Genomic DNA, 23618 nt, shown 5'->3' on the forward strand with positions numbered 1-23618 from the left:
ATCATTTCATCCGGGCAATTGCGGTTCCGGCGGAGGCTCGCGCAGCTGCTCGAAAATGGTCATGGCGATCAGCGAGAGCGGCATGGCGAGGATCGCCCCGACTGCTCCCCACATCCACGTCCAAAACAGGATGGCGATGAAGATCAGGAAGGGATTGACTTCGAAGCGTTGTCCCAGGATCGCCGGGACGACCAGGTTTTCCATGGCAAGATGGATGAGGAAGAAGGCGGCCGCCGGAGCGAGCGCCATGACCAGGGCATCATGGGCCATCATGCCTCCGACAATCAGCGATAGCGTCATGAACGTGACGCCAAGATAGGGAATGAAGCTCGAGACGAAAGCGAAGAGCCCCCACAGAGGCGGCATCGGCAGGCCGCCGACCAGCGCGATCATCATGGTGAAACCGCCCAGCGCCAGGTAGATAAGGCTGGCCGTCGAGAAATATCGCGTCAGCCCATCTTCGAGGGCATTCATGATCCGGATCGCGCTGAGGCGGCCCTCGCGGCTGGGGAATGCGAGGATGATCGTGCTGCGCAATTGGACGCGGCCGAGCAGGAATAGGACCAGCGCCGCCAGAAAGATCAGCGTCTGAATCAATGCCGGCGTAATGCTCGCCGCGGCGGCTCCCAGAAACGGGCCGGCATTCTTGACGATGACGTCCGCGAAGGCGTCGGCGCCGACGCTCCGCGCTAGTGCGATCCTGCCCCACTCGAAACGCTCGATGAAAGGCAGGATACGTTCCACCACGCTTTCGGCGAGCCTCGGCGCCTCGCCCGCCAGCCCGGTGATGGGCCCCAGAAGCGCATTGACCAGAGACGAGAGCCCGAGCACGAAGACCAGCGCCAGCAAAAGGCCACCAAGCATGGGCGGAAGCCCGAAGCGCGTCAGTTCGTCGGCTGCCCTGCCGAGAACGATTCCGACGACGATGGCAAAGGCGATGGGCATGAGAATCGCCGCCATCGCATAGACGACGGTCGAACAAGCGACGACGAACAACCCGACGACGCTCCAGGCGACGAGGAGATCCATCCCGTCGCGTTTTCGAGGCGCCATGTTCGTCGCCTTTGCCAAGGCGATTTCTCTTTCGGCGTTGCGCTTGCGGCTACGGACTGCCGCCACATTCTTTGGGTCCATCGGCGCGCCTTTTCCAACCGCTTCCAGCCACTCTGCCCTCGAAACCCCGCCGCACGCCCGGGTGCCTTGAACCGGCGGCCGCAACGCAGGTCCGCAAGCCTGGGCCGAGTAGTGGAGAAGCGCCCGCCGGTCTCGGCGGCCTCGACGTCAATGCTTCTCGGGCGGGAATATGTGGAGCGTCACGGACAGCAGCCCCAGCCCCACAAGGATGATCAACAAAGTCGAGGCCACATCTTCCGAGGTCCGCGGGAAAAGGCCGAATCCCAGAACCACCCCGGCAATCAGCAGCAAGCAAAGCCGCGGCAGCCAATAGAGCATGGGCAATTCCTCCACTGTGCGGAACGATCGATAAACGCTTTCGAGATGCGAATCGTTCCTGCCGGCCGGATCGGAGGCGTTGTCGGCAAAACGCCGCCAAGCCCATCGGCCGGCGGCGTTCAGAGGCAGCAATGAGATGGCTCGGTGCAGCGCCTCAGAGGGCTGCGGTCACGATGACCTCGACCAGATATTCCGGTGTTGCGAGCTTGGCTTCACCGGTGGCGCGGGCGGGTGTGTGGCCCTGCGGCGCCCAGGCGTCCCAGACCGAGTTCATCTTGGCGAAATCCACCATGTCGGCGAGCCAGACCGTGGCGGAGAGGATGCGCGTCTTGTCCGTACCGGCGAGCGCCAGCAGGCGGTCCACTTCGGCAAGCGCCTGCTTGGTCTGAGTGACGACATCGTCGCCAGCGTTGCCCACCTGGCCCGCCAGATAGACCGTATTGTTGTAGACCACGGCCTGGCTCATCCGCGGGCCGGTTTCAAAGCGCTTGATTTCCATAATCGTCATCCTGGTGTTGAGGGATTGCCGGCCGGTACGGCCGTCCACCGCCGAGGCGTGGGTTCAGTTGCGACGCAGGTGCTCTACACGATACGGGCGGGAACTCCAAGAACCCTGCACCATGCCGGGCCGTGCGAACTCTGCCGCCGCCCGCACCGCAAGAGGGCGGTTTTCAGGCGGCGTTCCTGCGGGCGAGCCGCGCCTTGATGCTCGCAACGTCGGCCCGCGGCGTGGCCGCAAACAGCGTCTTGGTGTAGCTGTGCTGCGGATTGGAAAACACCTCATCCCGGCTGCCGTATTCGACGGCCTCGCCGTAATACATCACCATCACGTCGTCGGCGATGTAGCGCACCACCGAGAGGTCGTGGCTGATGAAGACATAGGTGAGCTTGAACTCGTCCTGCAGATCGGCGAGCAGGTTCAGCACCTGAGCCTGGACCGAAAGGTCAAGCGCCGAAACAGGCTCGTCCAGCACCAGGAGCTTCGGATTGAGCATCAGGGCGCGGGCGATGGCGATGCGCTGCCGCTGGCCGCCGGAGAACATGTGCGGGTAGCGGTTGTAGTGCTTCTCCTCGAGGCCGACCTTCTTCAGCATCGTCATTGCCCGGTCGCGGCGCTCGCCTGCGGGCACTTTGGTGTTGATGACGAGCGGCTCCGCAAGGATATCGCCGATCTTCTGGCGCGGATTGAGGGATCCGTAGGGATTCTGAAAGACGATCTGTACCTTGCGGCGCATTTCCGTGGTCAGGCCATCCCTGACGATATCCACCTTCTTGCCATCGATCAGCAGCTCTCCGGCCGTGGCCGGGTCGATCAGCGTGATGATGCGCCCGAGCGTCGACTTGCCGCAGCCGCTTTCGCCGACGATCGCCAGCGTCTTGCCCTCGTCGACGGAAAAGCTGACGCCCTTCAGCGCATGAACGGTGCGCGCCTTGCGGAACAGGCTGCCGGGAATGTGATAGTCGCGCACCAGGTTGCGCGCTTCGAGAACGTGGGTCATCGAGCGGCTCCCTCGAGCGCCTGCTGCTCATTGAAAAGTTCGGAGATCGTCGGCAACCGGTCCCCGGTCGCGTTTTCCGGAAGGGCGGCGAGAAGCGCGCGCGTGTAGTTGCTCTTCGGCGCTTCGAACAGCGACAGGACATCCGCCTCCTCGATCTTGCGGCCCTTGTACTGGACGACGACCCGATCGGCGGTTTCTGCGACGACACCCATATTGTGGGTAATCATGATCAGGCCCATGCGGTATTCCTGCTGCAGCTTCATCAGGAGGTCGAGGATCTGCTTCTGGATCGTCACGTCGAGCGCGGTCGTCGGCTCGTCGGCGATCAGAAGCTTCGGATTGCAGGCAAGGGCAATCGCGATCATCACGCGCTGGCATTGCCCGCCCGACATCTGATGCGGAAAATGGCCGAGGCGCTCGCCCGGATCGGGAATGCCGACCGCCTCGAAGAGTTCGATGGCGCGCTTGCGCCGCGCCGCCCGATCGAGGCCCATGTGGATCCGCAGCACTTCCTCGATCTGGAAGCCGACCGTGAAGCACGGATTGAGACTCGCGATCGGCTCCTGGAAGATCATCGCGATCTCCTTGCCGACGATCTTGCGGCGCTCGGCCGAGGGCATTTTCAAGAGATCGCGTCCGTTGAACGCGAGCTTGTCGGCCGTTACGTTCGCGGTCCAGGGCAGCAGGCCCATTGCCGCAAGCATCGACACGGACTTGCCCGAACCGGACTCCCCGACGATCGCCAGGACCTCGCCCTCGTGGACCTTGAGCGAGACGCCGTCGACGGCCCGGAACGGCCCGGTTGCCGTCTGGAATTCGACGACGAGATTTTCGATTTCGAGAAGCGCCATGTCAGGACCTCTTCAGCTTGGGGTCGAGCGCATCACGCAGGCCATCGCCCATCAGGTTGATTGCCAGCACGGTCACGAGGATCGCGAGGCCGGGAAGCGTGACGACCCACCAGGCACGCAGAATGAACTCGCGGGCTTCCGCCAGCATCGTTCCCCATTCCGGCGTCGGTGGCTGCGCGCCCATACCGAGGAAGCCGAGCGCGGCGGCGTCGAGAATGGCGCTCGAGAAGGATAGCGTCGCCTGAACGATGAGCGGTGCCATGCAATTCGGCAGGATGGTCCTGAACATCAGTCTCAGGTGGCCCGCTCCGGCGACCTTCGCCGCAACCACGTAGTCCCGGGTCTTCTCCGTCATCACGGCTGCCCGGGTCAGGCGAACGAAGTGGGGCTGGAAAACGAGGGCGATCGCGATCATCGCATTGGTCAGGCCCGGTCCGAGCACTGCCACGAGGACGAGCGCCAGGAGCAGCGACGGGAAGGCCAGAATGATGTCCATGATCCGCATGATGACGGTATCGACCCATCCGCGGAAATAGCCGGCGATGACGCCGACCAGGATGCCGCCGATCAGCGACAGCGTGGTGACGATCACGCCGACGAACAGCGAAAAACGCGTGCCGTAGATGAGACGGGAGAGCATGTCGCGACCGACGGCGTCGGTCCCGAGCAGGAACTCCAGGCGGCCGCCCTCCTGCCAGAACGGCGGCAGCAACACCGCCTCGCGGAACTGGACGGTCGGATCATGCGGTGCCACGAGCGGCGCGCCTATGGCGAGTACGACCAGGAACAGGAAAAAGAAGAGGCCAATGACGGCGCCGCGGTTCTCCGAGAAATAGTACCAGAATTCGGCGAGGCGCGCCCGGCGGGACGGATCGGTCGATATGGGGGTTGTTGCGGTAACTTCGGTCATATCGCCCTCCTCAATGCCGGATGCGGGGATTGATCAGCCCATAGAGCAGATCGACGGCGAGGTTCACCAGCATGATGACGGCGGCGATGATCAGCAGCCCGCCCTGGATGACGGCGTAGTCGCGCCGGAAGACGGAATCGACCATCCACTTGCCGATGCCCGGCCAGGAGAAGATCGTCTCCGTCAGGATGGCGCCCGCCAGCATCACGCCGATCTGCAGGCCGATCGTGGTGACGACCGGGATCATCGCGTTGCGCAGGGCGTGGATGCCGACCACGCGGAAGGTGGGAAGGCCCTTGGCGCGCGCGGTGCGGACATAGTCCTCCGAAAGCACCTCGAGCATCGCCGAACGGGTCTGGCGCGCGATGACGGCAAGCGGGATGGTGCCGAGCACGACCGTCGGCAGGATCAGATGGCTGACGGCCGACTGAAAGGCCCCTTCCTGCCCCGAGAGCAGGGAATCGATCAACATGAAGCCGGTGACCGAGGGAAAGAAGAACATCAGCGAGATACGCCCGGACACCGGCGTCCACTGCAACATGCCGGAGACGACGATGATCAGCAGCAGGCCCCACCAGAAGATCGGCATCGAAAAGCCGACCAGCGCGGTGCCCATGATCATCTGGTCGAGGATCGAGCCACGCTTGATCGCGGCGATCACCCCGGCCGGAATACCGAGGACGACGGCGAAGATGATGGCGCACAGCGACAGCTCGACGGTTGCCGGGAAGAGCTCCAGGAACTGGTCGATCACCGGCTTCTTGGTGACGATCGACGTCCCGAAATCGCCGCGAAGCACGCCCCAGAGATAGTCGAGATATTGCACGACGATCGGGCGATCGAATCCCAATTGATGGGAGATTTCGGCATGCCGCTCCGGCGACATCACCCGTTCGCCGGAAAGCAGCGCCACGGGATCGCCCGGCAGCAGGCGAATGAAGGAGAAGGCAATGATCGAGACCCCGACGAAGGTCGGGATCAGCACTGCCAAACGCCCCAGCAGGAATCGAAACATAGTCAAACCTCATGCCGCTGCAGCGCCGCGTGTCCAATCAGACGCGCAAAGGTCGCTGCAGCACTGGCAAAAAGGAAGAGGGGCGCTCGCCCAATGGCAAACGCCCCCTTCGGGTCAGTCGGTAAGATTACTCTACAATATCAACGCCGTCGAAGGCAAAGTCGCCGAGCGGGCTCTGTACGAAGCCTTCGACATTCTTGCGCATCGGGACGATGGAGAGCGAGTGGTCAAGCGTTGCCCAGGGCGCTTCCTTCTTGAACACGGCCTGTGCCTGCTCGTAGAGCTTGGTGCGCTCTGCAACGTCGGACGCTTCCTTGGCCTTGGTGACCAGATCATCGAACTCCTTGTTGCACCACTGGGCGCGGTTGTTGCCGCCGACGGCATCGCAACCGAGCAGCGTGTCGAGGAAGTTGTCCGGGTCGCCATTGTCGCCGGTCCAACCGAGGATGACCGCACCGTCACGGTCCTTCGCCTTCGACTTCTCGAGGTATTCAGCCCATTCGTAGGAGACGATCTCGACCTTGACGCCGACCTTGGCGAAGTCGGCCTGCATCAGCTCGGCCGCGCGACGCGCGTTCAGCATGTAGGGCCGCGCGACCGGCATGGCCCAGACCTTCATCGACAGGTCCTTGACACCGGCGTCCTCGAGCATCTTCTTCGCCACTTCCGGCTCGTAGGTGTCGTCTGCGATCGTGTCATCGTAAGACCACATCGTCGGCGGGATCGGGTTGGACGCCGGCGTCGCCTGTCCCTGGAAGACGGCGTCGACGATCGCCTGCTTGTTGATCGCCTTGTTCAGCGCCTTGCGGACTTCGACCTTGTCGAACGGTGCCTGCGTCGTGTTGTAGGCGAGATAGGCGACATTGAGGCCGGCCTGTTCCATCACCTTGAGGTTCGGGTCGGCCTTCATGGCCTCGACATCCGCCGCGTTCGGATAGGGCATCAGGTGGCACTCGCCTGCCTGAAGCTTCTGGAACCGGACCGCCGCATCGGTGGTGATCGAAAAGACCAGATCGTCGATCTTCTGCTTTCCGCCCCAGTAATCCGGATGGGCCTTGTAACGGATGACCGCATCCTGCTGATAGCCGACGAAGGCGAACGGACCGGTGCCGAGCGGCATCTGGTTCAGCTGGTTCATCTTGCCTTCGGCCTGCAGCTTGTCGGCATATTCCTTGGACATGATCGAGGCGAAGGGCATCGCCACGTTGGCGAGGAACGGCGCTTCCTTGCGCTTCAGCTTGATCTTGACCGTCATGTCGTCGACCTTCTCGATCGACTCGAGCAGGTCCGGCAGCCCCATGCCGGCGAAATATTCCCAGGAAGTGCCGGTCACGTAACCATGCCACGGATTGTCGGACTTCCACTGGCGCTCCAGCGAGAAGATCACGTCGTCGGCGTTGAGCTCGCGGGTCGGCGTGAAGAATTCGGTTGTCTGGAACTTGACGCCAGGACGGAGCTTGAAGGTGTATTCGAGACCGTCGTCGGAGATTGTCCAGCTTTCGGCGAGGCCTGGCTCGGTTTCGGTGGTGCCCTTCTTGAATTCGAGCAGGCGGTTGTAGACGGTGTGCGCGGCAGCGTCGAACGTCGTACCGGCCGTATAGAGGCCCGGGTCAAAACCCTCCGGCGAGCCTTCCGAGCAATAGACGAACGTTTTCGACCAGGCAGAACCGGCCATCAGCGTGGCAAGCGCCGTCGCTGCGAAGAGAGTCGTGAGCTTTTTCATGAGCTTGCTTCCCAGATTTGTTTTTTGTTCTCGTATTTTTTCGACCGCGAGAAATTTTCCATCCGGTCAAGGATGGATGGAACGACATTTGGCGTCGCAATGCAATAACTCGCTTCAGAAATTTGTCTATGCGAAAAATTCTTCCACAGGTAGCGGCTGCGACCGGTAGCGATTCGGACGGAAGGCAAGCCCAGTCGCACGCCGCCGGGCTTTCACCCGGGGGCGGCTGCAACGGAAGGAAGCAAAAAGGACACAAAAAAGCGCGGAGAACAGGCTCCGCGCTATATTGCTGGACTGGAAATTTTCAAGCGGCCGACGTGTGCGGTTGCGGGCTGGTGTCCAGCCCCAGAAGGAAATTGATCTGCGGCCGCGCCTTGACGAGATCGTCGATCGAATAGCCCTTGAGCACGTCGAAGAAAGCGTTCAAAGCCTTGCGCAAGGCGGAATTGAGGCCGCAACTGTCGACCAGGGGGCAGTCGATCTCGCCCACCTCGAAACATTCCGCCATGGCGAAGCTGTCCTCGGTCACCTTGACCACGTCGAAGAGACTGATCTCCGACGCCGGTTTCGGCAGCCGCACGCCGCCATTGCGGCCACGCACGGTTTCGACCAGACCGGCCCTGGTCAAGGGCTGCAGGATCTTGAACAGAAACAGCTCGGACACACCGTAAGCCTTGGCGATCTCAGGAATGCGGCTGAGCTTCTCGCCATTCGCTGCACAGTACATCAGCATGCGAACTGCGTAGTTTGTTTGCTTCGTCAGACGCATCATTCACTCCGGAATCGAGTAATTCGTCCTCATCATATAGGACGGAACGTAGTTTGGAACAATTCCAAAACTGGAAAAATTCACGAAGGCTTTACTTCGTCGTTTCGCCGTTGACTGTCGCTCTCGTGCGGTAGAAATATGACCTGCTTGGTTAACTTATAAGCATCACACGGAGAGAACACCATGCTTGCCTCAAAAACGCTGATCGGCACCCTGTCGATCGCGGCGGCGTTCCTTGCCTTTACGGCCCTCGCACGGGCCGATGGCGAGGTCAACATTTATTCCTACCGCCAGCCCGACCTCATCAAGCCGCTGCTCGACGCCTTCACCAAGGAGACCGGCATTACCGCCAATGTGCTCTTCCTCGACAAGGGCCTGGTCGAACGCATCCAGGCGGAAGGCGCGAATTCTCCGGCCGACGTCATCCTGACAGTCGACATCAGCCGCCTGACCGAGGCGAAGGACGCGGGCGTGACCCAGCCGCTCGTCAACGAGACAATCAACAAGGATATTCCGGCGCACTTCCGCGACCCGGACGGCAACTGGTTCGGGCTGACGACCCGCGGCCGCGTCGTCTATGCGTCGAAAGAACGCGTGCCGCAGAACGACATCACCTATGAGGAACTTGCCGACCCGAAATGGAAGGGCAAGTTCTGCACCCGCGACGGCCAGCATTCCTACAATATCGGCCTGTTCGCCTCGATGATCGCCCATCACGGCGAGGCCGAGACGGAGAAGTGGCTGACGGGGCTCAGGGACAATCTCTCGAAAAAGCCCGATGGCGGCGACCGTGACCAGGCAAAGGCGATCTTTGCCGGCGAATGCGATATTGCGCTCGGCAACAGCTACTATGTCGGCCTCATGCTGACCAACGACAAGGATCCCGAGCAGAAGGAATGGGCCTCGGCCATCAAGGTGCTCTTCCCGAACGCGAAGGACCGCGGCACGCATGTCAACATCTCCGGCATGGCGCTCGCGAAGAACGCCCCCAACAAGGATAATGCGGTCAAGCTGATGGAATTCCTTTCGGCCGGCGAAGCGCAGAAGATCTATGCCGAGCAGGTCTTCGAATATCCGGTGCTTCCGGGCGCCGAGCCGTCGGAGGTCGTCAAGTCCTTCGGGACGATCAAGCCGGACTCCCTGCCGCTTGCCGAGATTGCGGCAAACCGGAAGAAGGCGTCGGAACTCGTCGACAAGGTCGGCTACAACGACGGGCCGCAAGACTAGCGCATCGGCCCGAAAATCGGCCCCGATTTTCGGAAAGCACGATGCGTAGATTCAAAGACTTACAGCGTTCTTTGTGCGTCCTAAAGGACGCACGGCACTGTAAGACGGTTATTGCCAATTGAGAGGAAACAGCGGGCACAAGGCCCGCTGTTTTCGTTTGGGACGCGCGCGACCGAACATTTCCAACGAGGATGGCTGCGGAAAAGGCGCATTGACGGGCCGAAAGAACGATAGGATTCTTGAGCCCTTGACGTCACATGTGCCTGAAGCGGCCAGAGCCGGAGGGGAAATGGAAGAGACGAACGACAAGAGCCAGCTCGAGATGGTCGTGCTGATGACCCCCGACATGGCGAATTTCAGCGGCAAGGTCCATGGCGGCGCGCTTCTGAACCTCCTCGACCGGGTCGCCTTCTCCTGCGCCTCGCGCTATTCGAAGCAATATGCCGTGACGCTCTCCGTCGACCAGGTGGTGTTCCGCCAGCCGATCCATGTCGGCGAGCTCGTGCATTTTCGGGCTTCGATCAACTATGCCGGGCGGACGTCGATGGAGGTCGGCATCCGGGTCGAAGCGGAGAACATCCGTACCGGCGAACGGCGGCACACCAACTCCTGCTATTTCACGATGGTGGCCGTCGATGCGGAAGGACGGCCGACGAGCGTGCCGCCGTATTGCCCGGAGCACGGCATCCGGGAACGCCGCTATCGCGCTGCCGAAGTCAGGCGGGAACTGCGCCGGGAGTTCGAGGAGCGCTTCCGGGCCGCCGGCTCCACAGCCGTTTCCGGCAAAGGCTAGACTAATCCTTCCGCAGTTCGGCAATCAGGTCGAGGATCGCCTTTCGGCGCTCGGGCGTACCCGGATGGGTTGAGAAGATGCTCGTATCCGAGCGGTCGTGCAGCTTCGTCTCCAACAGCTCGAAGAAGCGGGCGAAGGCCGTCGGGTCGAGGCCGGCCTTCATCATCAGTTCGACGGAATGCCGGTCCGCCTCCGCTTCCGCAGTGCGCGAATAGGAGAGCGCGAGCAGACCGCCGCCCTCCACCAGGACGTCCTCGGCGCCGGAGCCGATATCGCCGGCGATCAGCATGATGAGTGCGGCGACACCGGCAGCGCGATAGATCTGCCGCAGGCTGTGCTTGTGCTCGACATGGCCGATCTCGTGCGCCAAGACGCCGACGATCATCTCGCTGTCGTCGCCCGCAAGTTTCACGAGCTCGTCGGTCAGGATCAGAGTGCCATCGGGAAGCGCGAAGGCATTGGGTCCGATCGGGCCCCCTTCACGAAAGTTGAGCGTGTAGGCCGCCTCACCCGCGGCCGAAAGCGCCGCGATGCGCCGGAACCCGTCGACGATCTTGCCGCGCTGCGCCTCGTCCAGCTTCGTTTCGCCGAGCAGCGTCCGATCCATGGTCTCGAGCGTGCTCGCCGACATGATCTGGGGCACGATCGGCGGCGTGACGGCGACGGCGACTTCGACGAGAGCCGGCAGCGCATATCGGTAGGTCAGCGCACCAAGCAGGATGGTCGCCGCGACGAAGGCGACCAGCCGTGGGTGGAAGCGCTCCATCCAGTGGACGAGCCCTGCGCCGCTTCGGCCCTTGCGCGAAAGGAACCGATCGATTGCGTCGTTGTCGTTGGTCTCGAAAAGCGAACCGTCGGGAAACGTCACCCGGCGCGGGATGCGACCGACCCGCGCGGAGATCTCGATGGCCGCGAGACTCCCTCCGGCGAGTTCGGTACCGGTTTCGTCGCTGGCGACCAGGCGCTCCCCGGCCTCGACAAGGCCGGAGGCTACCGATCGGCTCGACCCCGCAGAATGCCACTCGCCATGCGCAAAGACCGAACTGTCAGAAGCCAAAGTCGAAGCCTTCGATATCCATGAACTCGGCACCGACCGCCGATCCTTCCTGGGCGATCGCCGAGAAGATTTCACCGACATTGCCGGCAAAATGGACGCCGGTATGCTCGTTGACGTAGCGCGCCATCCGCACGGCGGCCCAGGGCCGCATCAGGCCGAGCGTCACCAGAGTCACGACGACGTTCGAGATGGCGATCCAAGTGTAGCGCAGGCGCGAGAGGTCGCTCAAGAGCCGGTGTTTGCCGTCGAAGGTGGCGGCGGACCAGGCGGCGTTGCGCACCCCGGCACGGTAGACGAGCGCCGCGACGCCGAAAATCGCAAAGAACAGGATGTAGCCGAGCACGACCAACGCAACCAGCGACACCTGCATCTCGGCAGGTAGCAAATCGGGGCTCTCGAACGCCGTCGCAAAAAGCGCAATGTTAAGGAAGGCGATGAAGCCGACGATCAACAGCCCGAGAACGATGATCGCCGCCGAGATAGCCCAGGACTTGTAGATTTCACCGACGGATGGGTCCGTCGAAAAGGCCCTTTGCCCGTAGCGGAGGTTGTTGCCGATATAGCGATAGGTCCAGCGGCTGGCGAGCGGTGCCAGAATGCCCAGTGTCAGCGCCGCGATGACCGGTCCCACGATGAAGGCGAGAAACGCGCCGCCGGTGCGGCCGACGAAATCGAAACGGACATTGCGGTAGCTCGTCACCCGTGCGCTGAAGCGCAAGCCACGCGCGACGAGCCAGGGAACGAAGCAGAGAAACAGCAGAAGAAGCGCAATGCCGACGAGCGGCACGATGTTCAACAGGACGTTGTAGAGGACCAGATAGGCGAAGACGATGATCCGGCCGACCAGAATCTGGCCACCTCTGGCGTGATACTCGAAGCCGCGGCCGAGAAGCACGGTGTTGCCGTAGAAATAGCGGTTGCGGCGGACCTTCGCCCAGGCTGAATAGATACCGAGCGTGACGATCGTCAGCAGGATGTTGACGATCCAGATGCCGAAGTACTCGCTGCCGCTGCCGGTAAATGACAGGCGTTGAAAATCCCCCTGGGCCGCACGCCCGAAACTGCCCTGTCCGACGCCCTGTGCCGACAATGGTTCAGCCAAAACCATGATCTGTCCCCTCAAATCAAAAGAACCCAACGCCGATGCGCCAAACCGCGTCATCCCGGTAGCAGTCAGCGACGGCGAACTCAACGCATGCGCGAATCAGCCATCGACCGCAAGCGTCAAGTTCGACGTTAGTTGTACCCCAGCGCAGAATGCAACAAAAAAGAGCCTCCCGGAGGAGGCTCTCAGTGGAGAGGATCTTGTATTCGGCTTACCGCATCGTCGGGATCGAGAACTCGGCGCCATCCTTGATGCCCGAGGGCCACCGCTCGGTGATGGTCTTGGTTCTGGTCCAGAACTTGATCGAGTCCGGGCCGTGCTGGTTGAGATCGCCGAAGGACGAGGACTTCCAGCCGCCGAAGGAATGATAGGCGAGCGGAACTGGGATCGGAACGTTGACGCCGACCATGCCGATGTTGATGCGGGAGGCGAAATCGCGAGCCGCGTCGCCGTCGCGGGTATAGATCGCGACGCCGTTGCCGTATTCGTGCTTCATCGGCAGCGACAGCGCGTCCTCGTAATTCTTGGCGCGCACGACCGAGAGAACCGGTCCGAAGATTTCCGTCTTGTAGATGTCCATGTCCGGCGTCACATGGTCGAACAGGCAGCCGCCGATGAAATGGCCGTTTTCATAGCCCTGCAGCTTGAAATCGCGGCCGTCGACGACGAGCTTGGCACCCTGCTCGATGCCGCTGTCGATCAGGCTCCGGATGCGCGCCTCTGCCTCCTTGGTGACGACCGGGCCCATATCGGCCTTTTCGTCGGTATAGGGGCCGATGCGCAGGCTCTCGACCATCGGCGTCAGCTTGTCGATCAGCCGGTTGGCGGTTTCCTCGCCGACCGGAACGGCAACCGAGATCGCCATGCAACGCTCGCCGGCAGAACCGTAGCCGGCACCGATCAGCGCGTTGGCGGCCTGGTCGAGGTCAGCATCGGGCATGATGATCATGTGGTTCTTGGCGCCGCCGAAGCACTGGGCACGCTTGCCGTTCATCGCGGCGGTGCCGTAGACGTAGCGGGCGATCGGAGTCGAGCCGACGAAGGAGACGGCGGCGATGTCCGGATGCGTCAGGATCGCGTCGACCGCGCCCTTGTCGCCGTTGACGACGTTGAGCACGCCCGCCGGCAGGCCGGCCTCGATCATCAGTTCGGCAAGACGAATCGGCACGGACGGATCGCGCTCGGAGGGCTTCAGGATGAAGGCGTTGCCGCAGGCGATCGCCGGGGCGAACATCCACATCGGAATCATCGCCGGGAAGTTGAACGGGGTGATGCCGGCGCCGACACCGACCGGCTGGCGGATCGAATACATGTCAATGCCGGGGCCGGCGCCCTCGGTGAACTCGCTCTTCTGCAGGTGCGGAATGCCGATGACGAATTCGCAGACTTCGAGGCCGCGAACGACATCGCCCTTGGCGTCGTCGATGGTCTTGCCATGCTCGCGGGACAAGAGCTCGGCCAGTTCGTTCATGTTTTCGTTCAGGAGCTGGACGAACTTGATGAAGACGCGGGCGCGGCGCTGCGGGTTGGTGGCGGCCCACTTGACCTGCGCGGCCTTGGCGCTCTCGACGGCGGCGGCAAGTTCGGCGTCGCTCGCGAGCGCCACGGTGCCCTGAACTTCACCCGTTGCCGGGTTGAAGATGTTGCTGACGCGGCCGCTCGTGCTGGCGACGCGCTTGCCGTCGATGAAATGTCCTACTTCATACATCGGTGTTCCTCCTGTCTTGATCCTAGTTGGTCTTGATCTTGGGCGCATGATCGCACTACGATTTCAACAAATCAATTTCCGAAATTCAGAAACCGTTGTGCGAAAATTAAAGTTCACTGGAGCAGCCATATGGACTGGGACGACGTCAGGGTGTTTCTCGCGGTGGCGCGTACAGGCCAGATCCTCTCCGCCTCGAAAAGGCTCGGCATCAATCATGCGACCCTCAGCCGGCGCGTTACGGCGCTCGAGGAGACGCTGAAGACGCGGCTGCTGGTGCGCCGGCCGAACGGCTGCGAGCTGACAGCGGAGGGCGAGATCTTCCTTTCCGCCGCCGAGCGCATGGAAACCGAAATGCTCGCGGCGCAGTCGCAGATCGGCCGGATCGACACGGCGATCGCCGGCACGGTGCGCATCGGCGCTCCGGACGGGTTCGGCGTCTCCTTCCTGGCGCCGCGGCTCGGGCGGCTGACGGCGCGCCATCCGGAGCTGAAGCTGCAGCTCGTGCCGGTGCCGCGCTCCTTCTCGCTGTCGCAGCGCGAGGCCGACATCGCCATCACCATCGAGCGACCCGAACAGGGGCGTCTCGTTTCGTCCAAGCTCACCGATTATACACTGGGGCTCTACGCATCGGCGGATTATCTTGCCCGCTACGGCACACCGCAGGCGATCGACGACCTGAAAAGCCATCGCCGCATCGGCTATGTCGAGGACCTGATCTTCACGCCCTCGCTCAATTTCTCGGCAGAGATCATGCGAAGCTGGGACGCGTCGTTCGAGATCTCCAGCGCCACCGGCCAGACCGAGGCGGTCCGCTCCAGCGCCGGCATCGGCATCCTGCACAACTATATCGCCCGGCAATATCCGGAACTCACGCGCGTCCTGCCCGAGACGACGATCAGGCGCGCCTACTGGACCACCTATCACGAGAGCGCGCGCGAACTGGTGCGCGTGCGTACCGTCGTCTCGTTCCTGCAGGAACTGGTGACGGCGGAGCATCAGATCTTCGTGTGAGGACTTGTGGGGAAAAATGGTACGGTTGGGTGGTCTCGAACCACCGACCTCAGGTGCCACAAACCTGCGCTCTAACCAACTGAGCTACAACCGCACTCGGCGCGCGATCCCAAATCGCTTGGGTCGTCGCGTTGGCGGCTCACATACGGACACTTAGGCCGATTTGCAAGCCTTAACTTGAGATTATCCAGCAAAAAGACCGGATGGCAAGCCACCCGGTCCGTCATCGATTCCGATCGGCAGCGGTAGGACCGATCAGGCCTTCTTGAAGGTAGAGACGACCTTTTCGGCGGCTTCCTTGCCCGGCTTGGCAACGTTCTCGGCGACCTTGCGGGTGGCTTCCTGCATCGACTTCGCCTGTTCGACGGCGACTTCGGCCTGCTTGCGGATGAAGGCGGTCTGCAGTTCGACGAGTTCGGAGAGCGACTTGACGCCGAGCAGCGCTTCCATGTGCGAGAGCGAGTTCTCGGCATTGGTGCGCAGTGCATCGATGGCCTTGAGGCCGAGCTCGACGGAGCCCGACTGGGCGCTTTCGAGAGTCGCTTCGACGGTCTTCGTTGCTTCTTCGGCAGCGGTCTTCATCTTGGCATAGGCATCCTTCGACTGCGCGGCGCCCTTTTCGGCGAATTCGCGGAAGCCGTCGGCAAACTTGGTCGGGTCAAAAGAAAGGGAAAATGCGTCTTCGGTCTTCTTGGTAGCCATTGGTATGCGCTCCTTGGTGTGGCCCTCTAAGAGGCGCCTCGGTGAGTGATGCCGCTCTTATAATCGATCTCGTTGTGCATTGCAACAAAATTGTGCATCGCACAAAAACCACCGCTATTAACCTTGCGGGGCGAAAGGCAGGTGGAGAGCGGGGCCGTCGCTGGACCCTCGCAGATGCGGCAGGTATTAATAGAGTGTTAACACGCAAGCGCCCCGTCAATAGGCCTGCCCATGCCCGTGAGACAGTATCCATTCATCGACATTGCCGTGCATGCACGGGTGCGGGAGCATTTTGCCCGCGGGGATGCATCGGTGCTCTTTTCGAAGGATCTGGCGCGCGTCCTGTGGGCAAACGATCAAGGCGCCAAGCTGTTCGGCGTCGCTTCGGTCTACGATTTCATCGATGGCACCCTGGACTCGAACGACCTCTCGCTGCGCCAGTTGCGCGCTGCTGCGGCACAGCTTGCCGCCGTCGGCGACCGTCGCCAGCTGTTGATCCGGATCGCGGCCGGCTTCCGGCGGCTGCCTCTGAATGCCACGGTCGAGATGGTTCGCATCCGGGCGGGCGAGGACGCCGTTCTCTTCACCGCCCCGCACAATGGCAAGGCGCTGTCGACGGAAGACCGCGCCGCCGCGATGATCGCCGGGCTGGACGGGCCGGATACACACATGGCCGTTCTCGACGACGGCGGCGGCGTCATCGCCCAATCGCCCGGATTCGAACATCTGGGCTTGTCGTCCGAGATCCGTCAGACGCTCGTCGCGGCAGTGGCGCGTGACAAGGACCGGCTGATCAAACGCCCCGTCGCAACCGAGAAGGGGCAATTGCCCGCCGCCATCGGCAAGATCTCCGATCACCCGGCACTGCATCTTCTTTTTGCCGTGGAAGCTTCGCTCGATACGGAGGAGGCCGAGGAAACGGCCGCGAAGGACGAACCAGACGCACTCGACGCAGCGTCGGCGCAGGTCGAGGTCGGGCAGGATGCGGCTGCACCGGACGAGCCGGCGGCCGAAGCCCCGGTGCAGGATGATGCTTCCGAGACCCTGTCGACGACGGAATTGGCCGTAGAAGAAGAGCCGGCCAATGCGGCGCCGATCGACGAGGAACAGGGCGAATTGACGCTCGAGCCCGGCGACGGGGCGGCAGAGCCGTCGCAGCCGGCGGAAGGCGAGGCCCCACCGCCCGCGCCGGAAACGGCGGGATTGGAAACCGCCAGCGGCACCGCTGCGGCATCGAGCTTTACCTTTACGCCAGGCAACCGGGCGGTCCGCTTCGTCTGGAAAATCGACGCGGAGGGACGCTTCAGCGAAATCTCCGAGGAATTCGCGTCAGCCGTTGGCCCGAAATCCGCGGACGTCGTCGGCCTGACCTTTGTCGAGCTTGCGGACCGATACGATCTCGACCCCGACCACAAGATCAACGCGCTTCTGCATCGCCGCGACACCTGGTCGGGCAAGACCATCCTCTGGCCGGTCGAAGGGACGAGCCTCAAGGTGCCGGTCGACCTCGCCGCCCTGCCGACCTATTCCCGTTCGCGCGAGTTCGATGGTTTCCGCGGCTTCGGCATTGTCAGGATCGCCGATGCGATCGAGGACGCGAAGGCGAGCGGCCTGGCGCTCCTCACTCCCGACACGGCCCGGCACGAGGATACGGCAGTCGATATCCCGGCAGAGGGCTCTCCCGGGGAACCAAGTGCAGATCAGGACGGGACGGAAGCCTCCCCCCCAGTCGACATGCCGCAAGGCGGGCGGGAGGACGGCGCGGCGCCGGAACCGCCGGCGGCGGAGGACCCCTTTGCCGGCGAGCAGCCCGCGCTTCGCATTGTCGACACTCCGGCGCGGCCGCCTTCCGACAAGGTCATCGATCTCGACGAGCGACGGCCGGCGGGTTCCGGGGCTTTGACGCGCGGCGAGCAGGCGGCCTTCCGCGAGATCGCGCGGCAGCTTGGCGCCCATTTCGGCGAGCCTGCGACTCCGTCCAACACGGCAGGCGAAGACGACGGGCGCTTGGCAGGAGAAGCGCCTCCGGCCGAGGCAGCCGTTTCACCCGACACGGAAAGCAGTGGATCGGACGAAGCCACTGCCACCCGGCGGGAGGAAACGGCGGCCGCAGCCGGAGATGAAGCGTCCCCCGCCTCGCGCGGCGGCGTCGGCATGAGCAGCGAAATCCTCGACCGGCTGCCCGTCGCGCTGCTCATTCATCATGGCGACGAGCTGCTGCACGCAAACCCCGAATTTCTGCGGCTGACCGGCTACCCGAAACTCGATGCCTTCGCGCAGGAGGGAGGACTGGAAGCCCTCTTCGCCTATGGCGACGAATCCGGAGAGACGCGGCCGGATGGGACGATGACCCTGGTGCGTGCCAGTGGCCAGCTCGCTCCGGTCACCGCCCATCTCCATTCGATCCAGTGGGAGGGGCGAAGCGCCCTGATGCTGGCGCTCAGCCCGGCCGCGGCCCGTGCCGCCGAGACGGCTACACCCGAGGCAAAGGCCTTGCCGGGGGCCGAGACGCGACTCAGGATGGAAATCGACGAGCTCCGCTCGATCCTCGAAACGGCCACCGACGGCGTCGTGGTTCTCGGGCAGGAGGGCGACATTCGGACGATGAACCGCTCGGCAAGTGCGCTCTTCAACTATGACGAAGAGGAGATGCGCAGCAAGCCGTTCGCCGCCCTCTTCGCCCATGAGAGCCAGAAGGCGGTGATCGACTACCTCCACGGCCTGTCCGGCCACGGTGTCGCGAGCGTGCTCAACGATGGCCGCGAAGTGATCGGCAGGGAGGCTGGCGGCGGCTTCATTCCGCTGTTCATGACCATCGGGCGGCTCTCCTCCTCCAACGGCTATTGCGCCGTCATCCGCGACATCACCCAATGGAAGCGGACCGAGGAGGAATTGCGCAACGCCAAGCGTGCCGCCGAGACCGCAAACGCCCACAAGACCGAGTTCCTTGCAAGGGTGAGCCACGAGATCCGCACGCCGCTCAACGCCATCATCGGCTTTTCCGACATGATGGCGAGCGAGCATTTCGGCCCGGTCGGACATCCCCGCTACATCGAATATGCCGGCGACATCGGCCGGTCGGGACGGCACGTGCTCGACATCGTCAACGACCTGCTCGACATCTCGAAGATCGAGGCGGGCGAGATGGAACTCGATTTCAGGGCCGTGGACATCAACGAGGCGGTCTCCGAAGCCGTCTCGCTGGTGCAGCCGCAGGCCAACAGCCAACGCGTGATCATCCGCACCTCGCTCTCCGGCTCGGTGCCGGAGGTCGTGGCCGACGGCCGGTCGATCAAGCAGATCGCGCTCAACATCCTCGCGAACGCCATCCGCTTCACGCCGTCCGGCGGGCAGATCGTCGTGTCGACCTCCTACGAGGCGAACGGCAGCGTCATTCTCCGGATCCGCGACACCGGGATCGGCATGACGCGCAACGAACTCGATCAGGCGATGAAGCCTTTCCGGCAGGTGACGACCGGGGGGCGCAAGCGTGGCGAGGGCACCGGCCTCGGCCTGCCGCTGACGAAGGCGATGGCCGAGGCGAACCGCGCCCAATTCGCCATCACCTCCGCACCGAACGAGGGGACGCTGGTGGAAGTTTCCTTCCCCTCTCAACGCGTCTTGGCGAACTGAGGGCCGATGCTGTAAGGAAATGTTGACCTGCGGGAACCAGTTTGGCTCCCGCCAGCATCTTGCCGCGGAACGGATCGTTTGCCATTCACAGCCAAAAGCCTCAAGCGACGATACGCTCAGACGGGAACGGGCCTGACACATCGGCTGCTCGCAGGCTGGTCCGGCCTCGCCTCGGCAATCGTGCTGATGCCAATCGTCGCCATCGCATGGCTGGCGGTCAGCGGCGGCGACGCGGACTGGCCGCATCTCATCGAGAACGTCATCCCGCGCGCCACTTTGAGAACGCTGTTGCTCTTGGGGATGACGGGCGCCGCAACGACGATCGTCGGCATCGTGACGGCGTGGCTGGTGGCGACCTGCGACTTTCCGCTGCGCCGGTTACTCTCCGCCGCGCTCGTCCTGCCGCTTGCCATACCGGCCTATCTGGCGGCCTATGCCTTCGGCGAACTGCTGACCTTCACCGGGCCGGTTCAGGGGCTGATCCGGGCACTCTTCGGTTTTCAGACGAGCCGGGATTACTGGTTTCCGGACGTGCGCTCGCTCGGCGGCGCGGTGCTGGTAATGAGCTCGGTCCTCTATCCCTATATCTACCTTGCCTGCCGCTCGATGTTTCTCATGCAGGGCCGGGCAGCCGCGGACGTGGCGCGCACGCTCGGCGCCGGGCCGGTCAAGGTCTTCCTGAAGATCCAGATCCCGATGGCGAGACCGGCCATCATGATCGGCCTGACGCTCGTCGCCATGGAGACGATGAACGATATCGGCGCGGTCGAATTTCTCGGCGTCCAGACCCTGACCTTCTCCATCTTCGACACCTGGCTCAACCGCGGCAGCCTTGCCGGTGCGGCGCAGATCGCCTGCATCATGCTGGTCTTCATCATCGGCCTGATGATGGTCGAGCGCGCCGCGCGGCGCAGCCAGCGCTTCTCCAGCCAGAAGACGACGGCCGCCGTCCACGACGCGGTGCGCCTCGAGCTTTCCGGCTGGAAAAAGTGGACGGCAACGCTCGTCTGCCTGCTGCCAGTCCTCTCGGGCTTCGCCGTCCCCTTCCTGATCCTCGGCAATTATGCGCTGAAGCGGCTCGACCAGTTCCTGGCGGCGCGCCTGCTGGACGCATTGCTGCACAGCGTCCTGGTTTCCGGCCTGACGGCGCTTGCTACCGTGTTCCTGGGTTTTGTGCTGGCCTACGCCGCCCGCACCGGCCGCTCGCCGATCACGGAAGTCGCCGGACGGCTCGCCTCCTTCGGCTACGGCGTGCCAGGCACGGTCCTGGCGATCGGGGTGCTTTTTCCGCTCGCCGCCCTCGACAATGCCCTGGATGCGCAGATGCGCGAGATTTTCGGCATTTCCACGGGCCTCGTCCTGAGCGGCACCGGCTTTGCGATCGTCTATGCCTGCGCGGTGCGCTTCCTGACCATGGCCGAGGGAACGCTGGAAGCCGGCTTCCACAAGCTCTCGCCGCATCTCGACATGGCCGCCCGCGCCCTTGGCCGAACCAGCGCCCAGACCTTGCGCTCGGTGCTTCTGCCGATGATGCGCCCGGCGGTGCTGACGGCGGCGCTGCTCGTCTTCATCGAGACGATGAAGGAGCTCTCCGCAACCATCATGCTGCGCCCGTTCAATTTCAACACGCTCGCCACGCTCGTCTATGAGGATGCGTCGCGCGCGAAGGTCGAGGATGCCTCGGTCGCCGCCATGATCATCGTCGTTGCCGGCATGATCCCGGTCATTCTAGTGTCGCGGTCGCTTGAAAGCCGCTCATAGGGCACGCCACATCGCGACAAAAAAAGAGGCGGCTCCTAGGCCGCCTCTGAAGTCATGCTAACCAACAAATGCTCGAGAACTCGTGACGTCATGTCTGTGACAGCATCGCTGCTGCGGCACCGGACCCCTGATGGATCGCGGCCTCCAGTTGGCTCGACCATGCCCCGCCAAACCTTAACAAGACCTTACCGCCGGACCCGACAATCTTAGGGAACGAGCCGCAAGAAGACTTGCTTGGTTAATTCGGCAGGCGCGAACAGGTTAACGCAGAACGATGGGTTCGATCCCGAACGACCGCTGCCGTCAACCTCAAGCACGTCAGTTCTTCAGCGCTTCCAGCCCGGCGAAGAGATCGAGCGCCTCGGGATTTGCCAGTGCCTCCTTGTTCTTGACCGGACGGCCATGCACCACGTCGCGCACCGCAAGCTCGACGATCTTGCCGGATTTGGTGCGCGGAATGTCGGCGACAGCAACGATCTTGGCCGGCACGTGCCGCGGCGAGGCGCCGGTGCGAATCCGCGTCTTGATCGCCTGCGTCAGCTCTTCCGTCAGCGCAACGCCAGGCGCCAGGCGCACGAAGAGGACCACCCGGACGTCGTCCTGCCAATCCTGTCCGATGCAGAGCGCCTCGGCGACCTCGGGCATCTGTTCGACCTGATTGTAAATTTCCGCCGTGCCGATGCGCACGCCGCCCGGATTGAGCGTCGCGTCGGAACGACCGTGGATGATGATGCCGCCATGCGGCGTCCATTCGGCAAAGTCGCCATGGCACCAGACATTGTCGAAACGTTCGAAATAGGCAGCGCGATACTTGGCGCCCTCGGGATCGTTCCAGAACATCACCGGCATCGACGGAAAGGCCTTGGTGCAGACGAGTTCGCCCTTTTCGCCACGCACCGGCCTGCCCTCGTCGTTCCAGACGTCGATGGCAAGACCGAGCCCCGGCCCCTGGATTTCGCCGCGCCAGACCGGCTTCAGCGGGTTGCCGAGCACGAAGCAGGAGACGATGTCGGTGCCGCCGGAGATCGAGGCGAGCTGGACGTCGGACTTGATCCCCTCATAGACAAAGGAGAACCCCTCCGGCGACAGCGGCGAGCCGGTCGATGTCAGGAGCCTCAGCGCCGAGAGATCGTGCCTCGTCGCCGGCGTCAGCCCGCTTTTGCGCACCGCATCGATGTATTTTGCCGAAGTTCCGAAGACGGCAAAGCGCTCCTCGGCCGCAAAGTCGAAGAGAACGTTGCCGTCGGGATAGAAGGGCGAGCCGTCATAGAGGCACAGGGTCGCGCCGACTGCCAGGCCGGAGGCCAGCCAGTTCCACATCATCCAGCCGCAGGTGGTGAAGTAGAAGAGCCGCTCGCCCTCCTTCAGCCCGCAGTGATACCGGTGTTCCTTGAGGTGTTGGAGAAGCGTTCCGCCGGCCGAATGCACAATGCATTTCGGCACGCCGGTCGTGCCGGAGGAGAACAGGATGTAGAGCGGATGGCTGAAGGGAAGCCGCTCGAAGGCAAGCGGCCCGGCTTCGAAAGCGGCGATGAAGTCGGGAAGCGTCACGCCGCCCTCGATTCCCGCCGCGAGCGCGGCGCTGTCGCCCGCATAGGGAACGACGAGGGTCGGTACGCCCAGCACCTTCGCGACGGCGCGCACCTTCGCGTCCACATCCTGGCGCTTGCCGTTGTACCAGTAGCCGTCGCATGCGACGAAAAGTTTGGGCCCGATCTGTCCGAAGCGGTCGAGAACGCCCTGCTCGCCGAAATCAGGAGAACAGGACGACCAGATGGCGCCGACGGAGGCGGTGGCGAGCATCAGCGCGATGGTCTCCGGCAGGTTCGGCATCATCGCGGCGACACGGTCGCCGACCCCGATGCCTTGCGCCTTCAGCGCCTGTTGCAGGCGTGACACCAGGCTGCGCAGTTCGTCCCAGGAGAGCCGATAACGGACCTGATCCTCGCCGCGGAAGATCAGGGCGTCATCGCTGCCGCTCCCACGCAGCAGGTTTTCGGCAAAGTTGAGCTTGGCGTCCGGGAAGAAGCGGGCCTCCAGCATCTGCTCGCCGTTGACCAGCGCCTTGTCGCCACGCTCGCCGATGACGCCGCAATCCTCCCACACGGCGGTCCAGAAGTCGCCGCGCTCTGTCACGGACCAGTCGTGAAAGGCATCATAGTCGGAAAACTTGCCGCCGGCGCGCCCTTCGCACTGGGCCATGAACTGCGTCACCGGGCTCCGCGCAAGCGTCTCGGCATCCGGAACCCACAAGGGTCGATCTGTTTGCATGCGTTCCTCCACTCCTCTGGCCCTGATCTATACCATGCTGCAATGCAAAATAAACAGCGTGCAGGCCAGTCCGGCGCTCGCGAAGACGACATTTCCATGTCAGTTGCATTTGCCCTCTTCAGGGCCTATCC

19 protein-coding genes and 1 tRNA gene are annotated in these 23618 nt (G+C 63.1%); 5 read left to right on the forward strand and 15 right to left on the reverse strand.

The window, feature by feature from the left end:
• Positions 1–6 precede the first annotated feature (6 nt).
• The 9 genes from RHIBR816_RS0101390 to rirA form a co-directional block, all read right to left on the reverse strand.
• On the reverse strand, positions 7–1134 hold the full coding sequence (locus tag RHIBR816_RS0101390; protein ID WP_018234745.1) for an AI-2E family transporter: 1128 nt from the start codon (positions 1132–1134) through the stop codon (positions 7–9).
• A gap of 147 nt (positions 1135–1281) precedes the next feature.
• The gene (locus RHIBR816_RS35540; protein WP_084811214.1) at positions 1282–1452 is read right to left on the reverse strand and encodes a hypothetical protein; all 171 of its coding nucleotides are present in this window, start codon (positions 1450–1452) and stop codon (positions 1282–1284) included.
• A 154-nt stretch (positions 1453–1606) separates the two neighbouring features.
• A complete protein-coding gene (locus tag RHIBR816_RS0101400) occupies positions 1607–1951 on the reverse strand; it encodes a RidA family protein (RefSeq protein ID WP_018234747.1) in 345 nt (114 codons plus the stop codon).
• Positions 1952–2123: 172 nt separating this feature from the next.
• Positions 2124–2951, reverse strand: a complete 828-nt coding sequence (locus RHIBR816_RS0101405; protein ID WP_018234748.1) for an ABC transporter ATP-binding protein — start codon at positions 2949–2951, stop codon at positions 2124–2126.
• Positions 2948–3802: an ABC transporter ATP-binding protein gene (locus tag RHIBR816_RS33605; protein WP_018234749.1), complete on the reverse strand. Its 855-nt coding sequence runs from the start codon at positions 3800–3802 to the stop codon at positions 2948–2950. Before RHIBR816_RS33605 ends, RHIBR816_RS0101405 begins: the two co-directional genes overlap by 4 nt.
• 1 nt (position 3803) lies before the next feature.
• Positions 3804–4712, reverse strand: a complete 909-nt coding sequence (locus RHIBR816_RS0101415) for an ABC transporter permease subunit (RefSeq protein WP_018234750.1) — start codon at positions 4710–4712, stop codon at positions 3804–3806.
• 10 nt (positions 4713–4722) lie between these two features.
• The gene (locus RHIBR816_RS0101420; RefSeq protein WP_018234751.1) at positions 4723–5727 is read right to left on the reverse strand and encodes an ABC transporter permease subunit; all 1005 of its coding nucleotides are present in this window, start codon (positions 5725–5727) and stop codon (positions 4723–4725) included.
• Positions 5728–5854: 127 nt separating this feature from the next.
• On the reverse strand, positions 5855–7450 hold the full coding sequence (locus RHIBR816_RS0101425; protein ID WP_018234752.1) for an ABC transporter substrate-binding protein: 1596 nt from the start codon (positions 7448–7450) through the stop codon (positions 5855–5857).
• Positions 7451–7754: 304 nt separating this feature from the next.
• Positions 7755–8219: an iron-responsive transcriptional regulator RirA gene (gene rirA, locus RHIBR816_RS0101430; RefSeq protein WP_026186533.1), complete on the reverse strand. Its 465-nt coding sequence runs from the start codon at positions 8217–8219 to the stop codon at positions 7755–7757.
• A 183-nt stretch (positions 8220–8402) separates the two neighbouring features.
• On the opposite strand from rirA, the gene RHIBR816_RS0101435 reads away from it, so the two are divergent.
• Together RHIBR816_RS0101435 and RHIBR816_RS0101440 are read left to right on the forward strand one after the other, a co-directional pair.
• Complete coding sequence (locus RHIBR816_RS0101435) at positions 8403–9446, forward strand: Fe(3+) ABC transporter substrate-binding protein (RefSeq protein WP_018234754.1); 1044 nt, start codon at positions 8403–8405, stop codon at positions 9444–9446.
• Positions 9447–9735: 289 nt separating this feature from the next.
• Positions 9736–10239, forward strand: a complete 504-nt coding sequence (locus tag RHIBR816_RS0101440; protein ID WP_018234755.1) for an acyl-CoA thioesterase — start codon at positions 9736–9738, stop codon at positions 10237–10239.
• Between the two features lies 1 nt (position 10240).
• Here RHIBR816_RS0101440 and RHIBR816_RS0101445 read toward each other — a convergent pair whose 3' ends face one another.
• The 3 genes from RHIBR816_RS0101445 to RHIBR816_RS0101455 all read right to left on the reverse strand — a co-directional run bounded on the left by RHIBR816_RS0101445 (position 10241) and on the right by RHIBR816_RS0101455 (position 14109).
• Complete coding sequence (locus RHIBR816_RS0101445; protein ID WP_018234756.1) at positions 10241–11296, reverse strand: M48 family metalloprotease; 1056 nt, start codon at positions 11294–11296, stop codon at positions 10241–10243.
• Positions 11286–12404, reverse strand: a complete 1119-nt coding sequence (locus RHIBR816_RS0101450; protein ID WP_018234757.1) for a YjgN family protein — start codon at positions 12402–12404, stop codon at positions 11286–11288. The genes RHIBR816_RS0101445 and RHIBR816_RS0101450 overlap by 11 nt, the downstream gene beginning before the upstream one ends.
• 208 nt (positions 12405–12612) lie before the next feature.
• Positions 12613–14109, reverse strand: coding sequence for a CoA-acylating methylmalonate-semialdehyde dehydrogenase (locus RHIBR816_RS0101455; RefSeq protein WP_018234758.1), 1497 nt, complete (start codon positions 14107–14109; stop codon positions 12613–12615).
• A gap of 129 nt (positions 14110–14238) precedes the next feature.
• Here RHIBR816_RS0101455 and RHIBR816_RS0101460 point away from each other — a divergent pair, with 129 nt between their 5' ends.
• Positions 14239–15120: a LysR family transcriptional regulator gene (locus RHIBR816_RS0101460; protein WP_018234759.1), complete on the forward strand. Its 882-nt coding sequence runs from the start codon at positions 14239–14241 to the stop codon at positions 15118–15120.
• 17 nt (positions 15121–15137) lie between these two features.
• On the opposite strand, the gene RHIBR816_RS0101465 is transcribed toward RHIBR816_RS0101460, so the two are convergent.
• Positions 15138–15214: transfer RNA gene (locus RHIBR816_RS0101465), tRNA-His, on the reverse strand.
• Positions 15215–15375: 161 nt separating this feature from the next.
• Positions 15376–15822 carry a phasin gene (locus RHIBR816_RS0101470; RefSeq protein ID WP_018234760.1) on the reverse strand — a complete coding sequence of 149 codons (447 nt, stop codon included), beginning with the start codon at positions 15820–15822 and terminating at the stop codon, positions 15376–15378.
• A gap of 231 nt (positions 15823–16053) precedes the next feature.
• Between RHIBR816_RS0101470 and RHIBR816_RS0101475 the strand changes: the two genes are divergently transcribed.
• Both RHIBR816_RS0101475 and RHIBR816_RS0101480 read left to right on the forward strand, forming a co-directional pair.
• Complete coding sequence (locus RHIBR816_RS0101475) at positions 16054–19455, forward strand: ATP-binding protein (RefSeq protein ID WP_018234761.1); 3402 nt, start codon at positions 16054–16056, stop codon at positions 19453–19455.
• Between the two features lie 78 nt (positions 19456–19533).
• Positions 19534–21216: an iron ABC transporter permease gene (locus RHIBR816_RS0101480; RefSeq protein ID WP_018234762.1), complete on the forward strand. Its 1683-nt coding sequence runs from the start codon at positions 19534–19536 to the stop codon at positions 21214–21216.
• A 318-nt stretch (positions 21217–21534) separates the two neighbouring features.
• On the opposite strand, the gene RHIBR816_RS0101485 is transcribed toward RHIBR816_RS0101480, so the two are convergent.
• Positions 21535–23487: an acetoacetate--CoA ligase gene (locus RHIBR816_RS0101485; protein WP_026186534.1), complete on the reverse strand. Its 1953-nt coding sequence runs from the start codon at positions 23485–23487 to the stop codon at positions 21535–21537.
• Positions 23488–23618 lie beyond the last annotated feature (131 nt).

The organism is Ensifer sp. BR816, from assembly GCF_000378985.1.
Classification (GTDB): Bacteria; Pseudomonadota; Alphaproteobacteria; order Rhizobiales; family Rhizobiaceae; genus Sinorhizobium.

Bases quoted from the DNA above. Each gene is read 5' to 3' on its own strand.
- rirA (WP_026186533.1), bottom strand. From the start codon at position 8,219: ATGCGTCTGACGAAGCAAACAAACTACGCAGTTCGCATGCTGATGTAC.
- RHIBR816_RS0101485 (WP_026186534.1), bottom strand. From the start codon at position 23,487: ATGCAAACAGATCGACCCTTGTGGGTTCCGGATGCCGAGACGCTTGCG.
- RHIBR816_RS0101415 (WP_018234750.1), bottom strand. From the start codon at position 4,712: ATGACCGAAGTTACCGCAACAACCCCCATATCGACCGATCCGTCCCGC.
- RHIBR816_RS0101425 (WP_018234752.1), bottom strand. From the start codon at position 7,450: ATGAAAAAGCTCACGACTCTCTTCGCAGCGACGGCGCTTGCCACGCTG.
- RHIBR816_RS0101475 (WP_018234761.1), top strand. From the start codon at position 16,054: ATGCCCGTGAGACAGTATCCATTCATCGACATTGCCGTGCATGCACGG.
- RHIBR816_RS0101450 (WP_018234757.1), bottom strand. From the start codon at position 12,404: ATGGTTTTGGCTGAACCATTGTCGGCACAGGGCGTCGGACAGGGCAGT.
- RHIBR816_RS0101440 (WP_018234755.1), top strand. From the start codon at position 9,736: ATGGAAGAGACGAACGACAAGAGCCAGCTCGAGATGGTCGTGCTGATG.
- RHIBR816_RS0101420 (WP_018234751.1), bottom strand. From the start codon at position 5,727: ATGTTTCGATTCCTGCTGGGGCGTTTGGCAGTGCTGATCCCGACCTTC.
- RHIBR816_RS0101455 (WP_018234758.1), bottom strand. From the start codon at position 14,109: ATGTATGAAGTAGGACATTTCATCGACGGCAAGCGCGTCGCCAGCACG.
- RHIBR816_RS35540 (WP_084811214.1), bottom strand. From the start codon at position 1,452: ATGCTCTATTGGCTGCCGCGGCTTTGCTTGCTGCTGATTGCCGGGGTG.
- RHIBR816_RS0101470 (WP_018234760.1), bottom strand. From the start codon at position 15,822: ATGGCTACCAAGAAGACCGAAGACGCATTTTCCCTTTCTTTTGACCCG.
- RHIBR816_RS0101460 (WP_018234759.1), top strand. From the start codon at position 14,239: ATGGACTGGGACGACGTCAGGGTGTTTCTCGCGGTGGCGCGTACAGGC.
- RHIBR816_RS0101405 (WP_018234748.1), bottom strand. From the start codon at position 2,951: ATGACCCACGTTCTCGAAGCGCGCAACCTGGTGCGCGACTATCACATT.
- RHIBR816_RS0101390 (WP_018234745.1), bottom strand. From the start codon at position 1,134: ATGGACCCAAAGAATGTGGCGGCAGTCCGTAGCCGCAAGCGCAACGCC.
- RHIBR816_RS0101400 (WP_018234747.1), bottom strand. From the start codon at position 1,951: ATGGAAATCAAGCGCTTTGAAACCGGCCCGCGGATGAGCCAGGCCGTG.
- RHIBR816_RS33605 (WP_018234749.1), bottom strand. From the start codon at position 3,802: ATGGCGCTTCTCGAAATCGAAAATCTCGTCGTCGAATTCCAGACGGCA.
- RHIBR816_RS0101435 (WP_018234754.1), top strand. From the start codon at position 8,403: ATGCTTGCCTCAAAAACGCTGATCGGCACCCTGTCGATCGCGGCGGCG.